At 70.9% G+C, this 12,529-nt stretch carries 10 protein-coding genes; 4 read left to right on the plus strand and 6 right to left on the minus strand.

The genetic code is table 11. The features are described from left to right. The first annotated feature begins 66 nt into the window (after positions 1-66). Positions 67-1,224, plus strand: coding sequence for a hypothetical protein (locus tag QE416_RS04160; protein ID WP_307313738.1), 1,158 nt, complete (start codon positions 67-69; stop codon positions 1,222-1,224). 8 nt (positions 1,225-1,232) lie between these two features. On the opposite strand, the gene QE416_RS04165 is transcribed toward QE416_RS04160, so the two are convergent. The 3 genes from QE416_RS04165 to QE416_RS04175 are packed head-to-tail and all read right to left on the minus strand — an operon-like array spanning position 1,233 to position 4,197. Beyond that, complete coding sequence (locus QE416_RS04165; protein ID WP_307313740.1) at positions 1,233-1,613, minus strand: VOC family protein; 381 nt, start codon at positions 1,611-1,613, stop codon at positions 1,233-1,235. Between the two features lie 15 nt (positions 1,614-1,628). After that, on the minus strand, positions 1,629-2,375 hold the full coding sequence (locus QE416_RS04170; protein WP_307313742.1) for a hypothetical protein: 747 nt from the start codon (positions 2,373-2,375) through the stop codon (positions 1,629-1,631). A 40-nt stretch (positions 2,376-2,415) separates the two neighbouring features. Further along, on the minus strand, positions 2,416-4,197 hold the full coding sequence (locus tag QE416_RS04175; RefSeq protein ID WP_307313746.1) for a glycoside hydrolase family 15 protein: 1,782 nt from the start codon (positions 4,195-4,197) through the stop codon (positions 2,416-2,418). Positions 4,198-4,310: 113 nt separating this feature from the next. On the opposite strand from QE416_RS04175, the gene QE416_RS04180 reads away from it, so the two are divergent. Further along, positions 4,311-5,672 (plus strand): glucose-6-phosphate dehydrogenase, encoded by a 1,362-nt coding sequence (locus QE416_RS04180; protein WP_307313748.1) that lies wholly within the window; start codon positions 4,311-4,313, stop codon positions 5,670-5,672. A 159-nt stretch (positions 5,673-5,831) separates the two neighbouring features. Further along, positions 5,832-6,416, plus strand: a complete 585-nt coding sequence (locus QE416_RS04185; RefSeq protein WP_210076863.1) for a nitroreductase family protein — start codon at positions 5,832-5,834, stop codon at positions 6,414-6,416. A gap of 364 nt (positions 6,417-6,780) precedes the next feature. On the opposite strand, the gene QE416_RS04190 is transcribed toward QE416_RS04185, so the two are convergent. Both QE416_RS04190 and QE416_RS04195 read right to left on the minus strand, forming a co-directional pair. Next, positions 6,781-8,979 (minus strand): ATP-dependent Clp protease ATP-binding subunit, encoded by a 2,199-nt coding sequence (locus QE416_RS04190; RefSeq protein WP_307313751.1) that lies wholly within the window; start codon positions 8,977-8,979, stop codon positions 6,781-6,783. 795 nt (positions 8,980-9,774) lie between these two features. Continuing rightward, a complete protein-coding gene (locus QE416_RS04195) occupies positions 9,775-10,782 on the minus strand; it encodes a GlxA family transcriptional regulator (RefSeq protein ID WP_210076859.1) in 1,008 nt (335 codons plus the stop codon). 87 nt (positions 10,783-10,869) lie between these two features. Here QE416_RS04195 and QE416_RS04200 point away from each other — a divergent pair, with 87 nt between their 5' ends. Further along, a complete protein-coding gene (locus tag QE416_RS04200) occupies positions 10,870-11,127 on the plus strand; it encodes a hypothetical protein (protein WP_307313753.1) in 258 nt (85 codons plus the stop codon). A 130-nt stretch (positions 11,128-11,257) separates the two neighbouring features. Here QE416_RS04200 and QE416_RS04205 read toward each other — a convergent pair whose 3' ends face one another. Continuing rightward, positions 11,258-12,526 (minus strand): glycosyltransferase, encoded by a 1,269-nt coding sequence (locus QE416_RS04205; protein WP_307313757.1) that lies wholly within the window; start codon positions 12,524-12,526, stop codon positions 11,258-11,260. Positions 12,527-12,529: the final 3 nt, after the last annotated feature.

Genomic DNA, 12,529 nt, shown 5'->3' on the forward strand with positions numbered 1-12,529 from the left:
GATCCCGGAGCCACGGCATCCCGCCCCCTTTTCCCGACGCTCACCCGGGACGTCTAGGCTTTTCAGGTGCTTCGCCTTGTTGCTTCCGCCGCCCTGGGAGTGGTGATCGGGGCTCTGATCGTCGCCCTGCTCGGAAATCCGGACACCGGGATGCCGATCTTCGGCATCGCGCTCACGGTCTTCATCCTCGCGATCACCATCACCCGGTTGGCGAGCGGTCTCTCGGCGTCGTTCCCCTCTGCCGCCGCCGTCCACGAGGCTCGCGACGCCCGCCGCCTGGGACGCGCCCGCATCGACTCGGTTCGCCAGACCGGGACGTTCATCAACGAGCAGCCGGTCTGCGACATCGATGTGACGGTGGTCGCGCTCACCGGCGACGCGTGGGCGACCACGATCCGCACGATCGTCCCGCTGATCGAGCTGCCGGCCTACCAGTCCGGTGTCGAACGCGATGTCGCGATCCTGCTCGAGGGCGGCCCCGAGGTCGCCTTCGTCGACGGGGAACTCTCGCCCGCCGAGATCGAGCGCATCGTCATCCCGACACGTACCGAGGTCGAGGTCCGATCGATCCCTCCGGGAACGCGCATCGACAAAGGCCGTCGCCGCGGGCCTCTCATCGGTATCGGCCGCCGCGGACGTCCCCTTCGACTCGCGGTGTTCGCCGTGGTCGCGGCCCTCGCCGCCGGTGCCGTTCTGCTGCCGTTCCGAGAGGGTCTCGGCCTGACCGTCGACGCGTGGTCGGAGGGACGGTGGAGCGTCGACATGCGCCGGCCCGACACCCTCCTCAGCGCCGAGAGGTCGCTCGAGGAGGCGATCGGTCACGATCGAGTGGTGTCGATCACCGTGATCGCGGATGCCGTGATCGTGAACGCCCCGGTCCGTGCCGGCGCCATCGAGACCGACGAGTGGACCTACCGCGGGGGCCGCGTCAGCCACGACGGGCCCGCGAGCAGCCAGCCCCAGCTCGCCGAGGAACAGTTCTCGTGGTCCGACGTGGCTCTCGACCGCATCTGGCCGGCCATCGAGAACGCTTCGGCCCAGAGCGGGCTACCGACAGACGGCGGATCGGTGTTCATCCACCGCACGACCGACACCGACCTGGACAGCCCGACCTTCAACCGCAGCGTCGAGGCGCCCGAGATATCGTTCGGACTGCGCGATGACTACCGCGACCAGTCCTTCCGCCTCGATGCCACCGGAACCGACCTCCGCGCGATGGGCTGAGCCATCCGTCATTCGTCGAGGACGGCGAGGACGTTGCCCGCCGGGTCACGGAACCACGCGATCAGCGGACCGCCCTCGCGCATGATGCCGCGGGAGTCGGTGGGAAAGTCGGCGTCGTCGTAGATCTTCGTGTCGACGCCGCGGGAGCGCAGGTCGTCGACGGCCGCCTCGACGTCGGCCACGGGGAAGTTCAACACCGTGAACGAGGCCGGCTGGTGGTGGGGCTTGCCGTAGACGAGCACGCGTCCCCCGGAACCGAGATGCAGCGCGAGAAAGCCCGATCCCTCGAGCACCTCGACGCGGAGTCCGAGGGTGTCGGCATAGAAACGGTGCGCCGCCTCGAGGTCGTCGACCGCGAACCCGGAGTAGGCGCCATCGGCGTGGAACATCGTCGTTCTCCTTCGCTATTGCGTCACGTACGCCGTGACACTCGGTGACAAACGGATCGGGATGCCGGTGACATCGGAATCATCGGGATCCCCGATCGCGACGGTGAGGGTCTCGTCGACCCCGAAGATCGCGGCTCCCTCCTGTGCCCCGCTCGCGCAGCCGGCCGACCACGGTCGATTGTCGGTGGAGGTGAAGGCGACGATGCAGCGTCCGTCGCCGTCGTCGGGCTGGGCGAGGTAGATGCGGAAGTCGCTCACCGTCGCGATGTAGCGCGTGCTCCCCGCGTCGATCCCGCTGTCGCGCAGGATGTCGGCCGAGATGACGTCCTCGATCGTCTGCGGGAAGGTCAGCTCGGGATAGGCCGCCGACGCGGGATCGGGGGTCGCGGCCATGGTGGGGGCCACGCTCGCACCGATCGCGATGCCGATACCGAGCAGAGCCAGAGCGCCGACGGAGAGGAGCACGAGGCGCAGAACGCGCCGGGGCGTGAAGGGGGCGGCATCCGGGGTCGAGAGATCCTCGTCAGGGGCGGCGACTCCGGGGGTCGAGGGACCCTCGAGAGGGGCGGCGGCTCCGAGGACGGAGCGCATGGCGACGGGGGCGGGCGTCGAACCCGCGGACTCGGGTGCGGCGGAGGAGCCGGAGCGGCGGACCCGCTCCTCGAGCTCGGCGAGACGCTCGATCATCGCGGGGGTCGCGGACGCCCCCTCGGCCCCGTACACGCGCTCGCGCAGCCGGCGCAGCTCGACGTCGTCGTCCATGCGTTGACTCTAGGGCCGCGCCGGTGCGGTCGGGGCGGGCTCAGGCCTCTCGGTGGGGCGCCGTGGCGTCGAGGGCGTCGGCCGCCCCCACCAGGGCGAGATGCGAGAGCGCCTGCGGGGTGTTCCCGGCCTGACGACCGGTCGTGGGGTCGTACTCCTCGGACAACAGGCCGAGATCGTTGGCAACGGCCGTCAGCCGGTGCATGAGCGCGACGGCCTCGTCGCGGCGGCCGCTGTGGGCGTACTGCCCCACCAGCCAGAACGAGCAGGCGAGGAAGGGATGCTCGTCGCCGGTCAGGCCGTCCACGCCCGTGGTGCGGTAACGCAGCAGCCATCCGTCCGGCATGAGGGTCTGTTCCATGCGGGCGACGGTGGCGAGCATGCGCGGATCGTCGTAGGCGCAGAAACCCACCTGCGGCAGCACGAGAAGCGAGGCATCGACCTCGTCGGTGTCGAAATGCTGCGTGAACCAACCGCCCGCGTGCACACCGCGGGCGTCGATGTCGGCCCGAACACGATCGCGCAGGGTGCGCCACGTGGTGACGTCGCCGTCGCGCCCGCCCTCTTCGACGGCCCGGATGCCACGGTCGAACGCCGCCCACACCATCGCCCGCGAGTGCGTGAAGAAGTGGGGTTCGCCGCGCATCTCCCAGATCCCGAGGTCGGGGCGGTCGACCTCGGTCGCCAACTGGTCGAGGAGCGCCCGCTGCAGCGACCACGAGAACGTCGTCTCTTCGACGCCGGCGTTGCGCGCGGCTTCGAGCGCGACCATCACCTCGCCGATGACGTCGGCCTGGTACTGGTCGACCGCGCCGTTGCCGATGCGCACGGGGGCCGCGCCGCCGTAGCCGGGAAGGCTGGGGATCTCGCGCTCGGGCAGGTCGCGCTCCCCCGCGATGCCGTACATGATCTGCACGTCGGACGGGTCGCCCGCGATCGCGCGCAGCAGCCAGTCGCGCCAGCGGTGCGCGGCATCGAGGTAGCCGTGGTCGATGTAGGCGCTGAGGGTGAGAGCGGCGTCGCGCAGCCAGACGTAGCGGTAGTCCCAGTTGCGAGAACCGCCGAAGGCCTCGGGGAGAGAAGTCGTCGCCGCCGCCACGATTCCGCCCGTCTCGGAGTGCGTGAGGGCGCGCAGCACCATGAGCGAGCGCGTGACCAGCGCCGCGTGGGTACCGGCGGCCTGCACGCGGTCGGCCCACGCGGCCCACCATTCGCGGGTGCGCTCGAGCGCCGCCTCGACGTTGAAGGCGGCGGGCGGCTCCTGCCACGACGGGCCCCAGGCGAGGACGGAGTCGACGCTTCGGCCCGGCTCCGTCGTCCAACGGCCGCGGTGGGCGGTGTCGACGGCGATGAGGCGGGGTCCGCGGATCGTCACCGAATCGGGGCCGGCCGCGGCGAGGACGACGTGCTCGTCGCCGCCGCCGATCTGACGCACCCACGGCACCGCACGGGCGTAGTCGAAGCGCAGACGCACCTCGCTGATGAAATCGACCTCGCCCGAGACCCCGACTACGCGGCGGATGAGGGCCTCGACGCCCTCGTCGACGGGCATGGCGTCGTAGACGTCGGCGATGCCGGTCGAGGTCTCCCACCGCGTGACGAGCACGAAGGTGTCGCCGTCGTACCGCCGGGTCGCCCGCGCCTCGGGGTCGGCGGGACGCAGCGTCCAGGCACCGTGGGACTCATCGCCGAGAAGGGCGCCGAACATCGACCCGCTGTCGTACCGCGGCAGGCACAACCAGTCGACGCTCCCCGCGGAGGAGACGAGAGCGGCGGACCGGCAGTTGCTGAGGACCGCGTAGTCCTCGATCGGAGTCGTCACCCTCGGATTGTGGCAGGTACCGCCGACATCGTGTCGATCGATCTCGCTAGTGACTTCCCTGCGCCCGCTGCAAGCGGCACGGCGATGTCGGGGGCGAGCGCTACGGTGACCCCATGGCTGCGGACACCACCCTGATCATCCTGGGCGCTTCGGGCGACCTCACTTCGCGACTGCTGCTCCCGGCCCTCGGCCAGTTGCTCTCGCGCGAGCCGAACCGGTCCGTGCGTCTGCACGGGGCGGGCATGGAGGACTGGACCGACGAGCACTGGCGCGAGGTGGTCGAGAAGGCTTTCCAGACGATGGATGCCGACGACGCCTTCGCCTCCGTCTCGGAGACGACCTATTCTCGAGCCGACATCACGACGGCCGCCGATCTGCAGAAGCTGCTCGACGACGCCGAGGGCCGACCGGCCCTGTACTTCGCGGTGCCCCCGGCGGTCACCGAGAAGGCGTGCCTCGCGCTCAGCGACGTGACGATCCCCGAGGGAACGATCCTCGCCCTCGAGAAGCCGTTCGGCACCGACGAGGCGAGCGCCCGCACGCTGAACACGCAGCTGGCGAGCCTGGTGCCCGAAGACCAGGTGTTCCGCATCGACCACTTCCTGGGCCGCTCAACCGTGCTGAACCTGCTGGGCACGCGATTCGCGAATCGCATCGTCGAGAGCGTCTGGTCGGCCGACGACATCGCCTCGATCCGCATCGACTTCCCCGAAGCCCTGGGCCTTGAGGGCCGCGCCGGCTACTACGACGCGGCCGGTGCCCTGGTCGACATGATCCAGAGCCACCTCCTGCAGGTCATGGCCTTCGTCACGATGGAGCCCCCGGCATCCCTGGATCAACTCGATCTGCGCGATGCGACTTCGGCGGTGCTGCGCGCGACCCACGTGAAAGACGACGACCCGGTCGCGAACTCGCGCCGCGCGCGCTACACCGCGGGCGACGTGGGCGACCGCCACTTCTCGTCGTACGTCGACGAGCCCGGGGTCGATGCCTCGCGCGACACCGAGACGCTCGCCGAGATGACCGTCGAAGTGCGCACGGCCCGCTGGCAGGGCGTTCCGATCCTGCTGCGCTCGGGCAAGGCACTCGGTGCGGGAGACCCGGCCGTCACCGTCACGTTCAAGCCCGTCCGGCATCTTCCCGACGGGTTCATCGGCGAGAGCGAGCCCTCCCAGATGGTGTTCTCGCTCGGGCCCGACACGATCAGCCTGGGCCTGAACATCAACGGCGCCGACGACCCTCTCGACCTCGAGCGCGTGAACCTCTCCGCCCACCTCGGCGAGGGCGCCCTCAAGGCCTACGGCGAAGTCCTCTCCGGCATCCTCGATGGGGACGCCATGCTCGCCGTCCGCGGCGATGCGGCCGAGCAGTGCTGGCGCATCGTTCAGCCGGTCATCGACGCGTGGCGCAAGGGCGAGGTCCCGCTCGACGAGTACCCGGCGGGTACCGCCGGTCCCGCGTCGTGGAACGCCTGACCGACGCCGCCGCGCGCACCGGGGCCTCGGCGCCGCCGGTTGCGGACCGGCGGCTCATGGCAGACCTATAGGTTCACACGGGAACACTTCGCCGTCTCATGGCGTTCAATGGTTCGGGTCAACGGCGTCCCGGATCAGCCCTCGTTCTCAGGAGTCCCCATGTCTCTCACCCTCGACCGCACCGCCCCCACCGACGCCCCCATCCTCGACGTCCTCGCCGAGCGCTGGAGCACCCGCGTCTTCGACCCCGAGACGCCGATCGACGAGTCAGCCCTGCGCTCCGCCCTCGAGGCCGCCCGCTGGGCTCCCTCGGGCATGAACTTCCAGCCGTGGCGCTTCATCGTGGCGCGCCGGGGCACCGCCGCGCACGAGCGCGTCGTCGCCTCGTTGATGGGCTTCAACCAGGCCTGGGCTCCCGCGGCCGGCGCTCTTCTCGTCGTGCTCGCCGAGACCGAGACAGAAGACGGCGAGGCTCGTACCTGGGCTCTGTACGACAGCGGACAGGCCGCCGCCCACTTCACCGTGCAGGCGCACGCCGAGGGCCTCGCCACCCACCAGATGGGCGGCTTCGTCGCCGACGACCTGCGCGCGGCGTTCGACATCGACGCCCGCTTCACCCCCGTCACCGTGATCGCGGTGGGCGCCCTGGGCGACGTCGACGCCGCCGAAGAGGGCCTGCGTCAGCGCGAGCTCGCGCCGCGCCAGCGCCGCACGGTCGAGGAGTCGCTGCTCGTCGACGACTGAGCCACGGCATCCGCCCTCCGACGCTCCCCGCCGGGAGGACCGCCCTCGTACGGCGTCCCTCCGGGCGGGGAGCGTTCTCGTTCGCGCGGCGCGGCTGGTCCGGAGTCCGGGCTGCCCCGCGGGGCAACCGGGACCGGGTCGCCGTCTCCCCCCCCCGCCCCCCGCCCGCATAAACGCTATTTGCGCGCAGAAACACGCTCTGCTCGCGTTTTTGCGAGCAGAGCGCGTTTATGCACGGGCGGGGGGGAAGAGCGGGAAACGGCGCTCATGCATGGGACGTCGAGCGAGCGGGAGACGCGCCGCATCCTCGAACGCAGAGGGGGGGGATGCCACGCCCTCGACGCGGCATCCCCCCTCGCTCCCGCTACTCGACGATCTCCGCCTCGATGACGTCGTCGTCGCCCGGCTCCGGTTGCGCGGGGCCGGTGCTCACGAGCACGAGCGAGTCGCCGTCGCTGGCCACATCGACCCGAACGACGTCGCCGTCACGCACCGTTCCGGCGAGGATCGCCATGGCGAGGCGGTTCTGGATCTCGGTCTGGATCAGACGGCGCAAGGGCCGGGCACCGTACACCGGGTCGTAGCCGCGCTCGGAGAGCCACGACCGGGCATCGGGTGTGACCGCGAGACTCAGCCGCCGCTCACGCAGGCGCTTGTGCAGCGCGTCGACCGCGAGCTCGACGATCTGTGCGAGGTCGTCCTGGCTGAGCGCCTGGAAGATGACGATGTCGTCGAGGCGGTTCACGAACTCGGGTTTGAAGGCCTGGCGCACGAGCGCCTGCACCTGCTCGCGCTTGGCGTCGATCGACAGGGTCGGGTCGATGAGGATGGGCGACCCGAGATTCGAGGTCAGGATCAGGATGACGTTGGTGAAGTCGACCGTGCGACCCTGGCCGTCGGTCAGGCGACCGTCGTCCATGACCTGCAGCAGCACGTCGAACACCTCGGGGTGCGCCTTCTCGACCTCGTCGAGCAGCACGACGCTGTAGGGGCGCCGACGCACGGCCTCGGTGAGCTGCCCGCCGGCCTCGTACCCGACATACCCCGGAGGGGCACCGACCAGGCGCGAGACCGAGTGCTTCTCGCCGTACTCCGACATGTCGATGCGCACCATGGCGTGCTCGTCGTCGAAGAGGAAGTCGGCGAGCGACTTCGCCAGCTCCGTCTTGCCGACGCCGGTCGGGCCGAGGAAGAGGAAGGAGCCGACCGGGCGATTCGGGTCGCTGATGCCCGCGCGCGAGCGACGCACCGCGTCGGACACCGCCTTCACGGCATCCTTCTGTCCGATCAGGCGCTTGCCGAGCTCGCGCTCGAGGTGCAGCAGCTTCTCGGTCTCGCCCTGCAGCAGGCGCCCCACCGGAATCCCCGTCCACGCGGCGATGACGGCCGCGATGTCCTCGTCGGTGACCTGATCGTTGACCATGCGGTCGCCCGCCGGTTCTTCGCGCTCGGCGACCATGAGCTCGCGTTCGAGAGCCGGGATCTCGGCGTAGAGGAGTCGCGATGCCCGCTCGAGGTTGCCCTCGCGCTGCGCGCGCTCGGCGTCGACGCGAGCGGCATCCAGCCGGGTCTTCAGATCACCGACGCGGTTGAGCGACGCGCGCTCGCGCTCCCACCGGGCCTGCAGGTCGTCGAGCTTGGCCTGCTCGGCGGAGAGGGTCTCGCGCAGGGTCGCCAGGCGCTCCTTCGACGCGTCGTCCTTCTCTTTCTTCAGCGCCAGTTCCTCGAGCTTGAGGCGGTCGACGTGTCGGCGCAGTTCGTCGATCTCCAGCGGCGCGGAGTCGATCTCCATGCGCAGCCGCGAGGCGGCCTCGTCGATCAGATCGATGGCCTTGTCGGGCAGCTGACGCGAGGGGATGTAGCGGTTGGACAGGGATGCCGCGGCCACGAGCGCCGCGTCGGCGATCGCGACCTTGTGGTGAGCTTCGTACCGCTCCTTGAGGCCGCGCAGGATCGCCACGGTGTCTTCGACCGTGGGCTCGCCGACGTAGACCTGCTGGAAGCGCCGCTCGAGCGCCGCATCTTTCTCGATGAACTCGCGGTACTCGTCCAGCGTGGTCGCACCGATCAGGCGCAGTTCGCCGCGCGCGAGCATCGGCTTGAGCATGTTGCTGGCCGCAACCGACCCCTCGCCGCCACCCGCACCCATGAGAACGTGAAGTTCGTCGATGAACGTGATGATGCGGCCGTCGGACTCGGTGATCTCTTTGAGGACGCTCTTGAGGCGCTCCTCGAACTGGCCGCGATACATCGCCCCCGCGACGAGAGCCGAGATATCGAGCGAGACCAGCTCTTTGTTCTTGAGGCTCTCGGCGACGTCGCCCGCGACGATGCGCTGCGCGAGCCCCTCGACGACGGCGGTCTTGCCGACGCCGGGTTCGCCGATGAGCACGGGGTTGTTCTTCGTGCGCCGGGTGAGCACCTGGCTGACGCGGCGGATCTCGCCGTCGCGCCCGATCACGGGATCGAGCTTGCCCTGGCGAGCCCGGTCGGTGAGGTTGATGCCGAATTGCTCGAGGGCGCTGCGCGCGTCCTCCTGCCCCGGCTGTTGTGTGGCGTTCATGTGTTCTCCTGAAAGTCTGTTCGCCGCCTCAAAAGTTGAGCTGCGTTGACTCAAGTTTAGCAGCGGGGAAGTCGCGGGGCAATGGGGGTCGGGGCACCCGAGACGGGGTCGTGACACGGGGAGGACCCAGTCGAGGTCGAGGTCGAGGCGGAGGTCGACGTCGAGGTCGACGTGCGGGCCGAGACGGGCCGTCATGCGGAGCGTTGCCGCGCCACGCCGGTGGGGGCGGCGGCGAAACGGCGTGTCGGCGTCGTTCTCCGCCCGACGGCCCTGCCCCGCGGCTCGGCTTCGGGCACAAGCCACACCCCGCCGCACACGGCACCGCGGACCGTCGCGCGGAGTTCCGTCCAACACGCCGCCACCGCGCCCGCCGGAACAGGCGTCGGCCGCGAACTCCGCACGACGGCACGGGCCGTCGGGCCGTTGGCCCACCGGAGACGGGCCACCGGCCGTGCCACGAGCCGGACCACCAGGACACCGGGCCAGGACCCCGGGACACCGGGTAGGCACACCAGGACACCGAGCCGGACCACCAGGACACCGGGCCAGGACCCCGGGCCGGGACACCGAGCAGGCACACCGGACCGAGGCGCAGAACCGGGGCACCTGTCCGGGCCGGCGCACCGGACCACCGGCCGGGAGACCGGGCCGGGACACCAGGCCAGGACACCAGGCCGGGACACCGGGACACCGAGCAGGCACACCGGGCCGAGGCACAGCCCCGGGACACCCGTCCGGGCCGGCGCACCGGACCCCGGCCGGGACCCGTGAAGACCGGAACCCAACCCGGCGAACTCAGGCCGGGATCGGCTCCTCATCCCGCGCGGGAACATCAGCCCCGGATGCCACGGGCTCGCCGCACGAGAAACGCGCGCGGTACGCCGTGGGGGTCAGCCCCATCGTGCGGGCGAAGTTCTGGCGCAGCACCGCGGCCGAGCCGAAACCGCACTCCGCGGCGATCCGATCGAGGCCCAGGTCGGTCTGCTCGAGCATCCGCTGGGCGTGCAGCAGACGCTGACGCGCGAGCCACGCGGCCGGGGTCACCCCCAGGTCCGCCTTGAACCGCCGAGCGAAGGTGCGCGGCGACATGTGGGCGCGCGCCGCGAGCCGATCGACCGAGAGCTCGGCATCCAGATTCTGCAGCATCCACTCGGTGACCGGGGCGAGCGAGAGCGAGGAATCGATCGGGATCGGCGAGGCGATGAACTGCGCTTGGCCTCCGTCGCGTTGGGGCGCCACGACCATACGACGGGCGATGCGGTTGGCGAGTTCGGAGCCCAGCTCCTGACGCAGCAGGTGGAGGCTCGCGTCGAGCCCGGCGGCGGTGCCGGCACTGGTGATGATGTTCCCGGACTGCACGTAGAGCACGTCGGGATCCACCTCGATCTCGGGGTACATCCGCGCCATGACGTCGGCGTAGCGCCAGTGCGTCGTCGCCCGCTTGCCGTCGAGGACCCCGGATGCCGCGATCACGAACGACCCGCTGCATACGCTCAGCAGCCACGCGCCGCGCTCGTGCGCCCGACGGACGACCTCGATCACGCGCGGGTCGACGGCTCCCCACTGCGCGCGCGGTATCGGCGCGAGCACGAGAATGTCGACGTCGGCGGCCGCATCCAGTCCGCGTTCGACGTTGACCGAGAACCCGATGTTCGACGGCACCACACCGGGGTCGGGCGCGACGATTCGGAAGTCGAAGTTCGGGATGCCGTCATCGCTGCGGTCCAAGCCGAACGCCTCGCAGGCGAGACCGAACTCGAACGGGGCGAACCCGGGCTGGATGACGACGGCGACCGAGCGCATGCGAACCTCCGGTGTGGCAGAAATCTGACGACAGGCGTCCATCATGCCACTCGTGGGCACCATTCCTCTACCCGTAGCTTTCCTGCCATGGCTTACTTCATCGCCCTCGGCATCCTTTCTCTGGCCGGCATCGTCGGAACCGTGTGGCTCGTCCGCACCGACGGCTACGGCCGGGTTCCCACGGACCCCCGGCGTGCGGATCCGCGAGAGCCCCGCGCGGCGAGGGGCGAGGCCCCGCAAGAGCCCCGCGCGGCGAAGAACCAGGCGCCGCTCGAGACGCTGCGGGTGGCAGCCCCCGAGACCCGGCACGCCGCGACCGGCCCCGCCGTCGCGCCCACACCGTGACGGCCACCGCCGCGCGCACGGTCGCAGACAGGGAAACACACCCCGATCCCGGATGCCGGCACCCCGGCGCGTCGCGACACGCTCCGTCCGCGCGCGTGCGGGGTCTTCCGATCCGCTCGGACCGGTCGTCTCAGCGTCCCGCGGCGACCGCGCGAGCGTACACGTCGACCATCGCTGCCGTGCGCGAGGACTGGCGGAACCGCTCGGCGATGGAGGGATCGGGCACGATCGGTGAGCCGGCGGCGACGTCGTCCGCGGCACGGCGCAGGGCCTCCGCGAGCGCCGGGACCGTGGCATCCCGAACCGCCCAGACGCCCGAGCCGAGCTCGGCGGCGATGTCGGGGTCGCTCACCACGGCGGGGGTCCCCAGCGAGGCCGCCTCGAACACCGTCATGCCCTGGGTCTCGAACCCGATCGAGGTCTGCACGACGACGTCGGCATCGCCGAGACGCCGGAGTGTCTCGGCGTAGGGCAGACGGCCCGAGAAGATCACCGAGGCCACGGGCGACGACCGTTCGATCAGTCGTCGCGCGGCGCGCAGCTGAGCCCCGCCGCCGACGATCTCGACCTCGGCGTCGATTCCCGAGGCGACGACCGCCTCGAGGAACGGCAGAAGGCGCTTCTCGGGGCTCATGCGGCCGAGCCAGATGAACCGCGGGCGGCCGGGCCGGCGACCCCCCGCCTCGGCGCTCAGCGCCGCGTCGAGCACATCGTCGTCGATGCCGTTCCAGATGACGTCGACCGCATCGGCGACGCCGTGCGTCTCGAGGCGGCGGGCGAAGTGGCCGGAGGGGGCGGTGACGGCTCGCGAAAGGCGGGCGAGCTGTCGCAGGAACGCCCACCCGTCGGCGGGGCGCGGGGTCGCCGGACTCGGCGCCGCTCGCCGACCTCGCACAGACGCGACCGAGCCGTCCGAGGTCGGCGCGCTCGCGCGAGACCCGACGGCGTCCGGAAGCACTCGCCGCGCCCAGGCGTTGAGCGCGCGCAGCACGAGCCCGGGGAAAGGCGCGGTCGCCTCGATCCCCACGTCGACACGGTTGTGCATGGTGTGCACCACCGGCAGGCCGTGGCGAGCGGCGTAGCGGTGGCCGATGAACGCGCCCCAGAAGTCGGCCTGCACGTGCACGACGTCGACCGGGAGCCGCGCGCCCATCTCGGCATCCAGGAATCTGTCCGTCCGGGCGCCCGGCCAGGTCAGCGCGTACTCGCGGTCGGGGGTGATCGCGATCGACGGCAGATCGAGGTAGGCCGCGTCGTGGTCGGCCGGTCGATGCAGGCGCGGCGCCACGACCGTGACGACGTGACCCGCGCGCTCGAGGAAGCGCTTCTGCAACCGCATCGACACCTGCGCGCCGCCGAGCGACTCGAGGTGCTGGTCGGCGAACATCACGACGTGCACGGG

The sequence above is a fragment of the Microbacterium sp. SORGH_AS_0421 genome, from assembly GCF_030818635.1.
Lineage (GTDB): Bacteria > Actinomycetota > Actinomycetes > Actinomycetales > Microbacteriaceae > Microbacterium.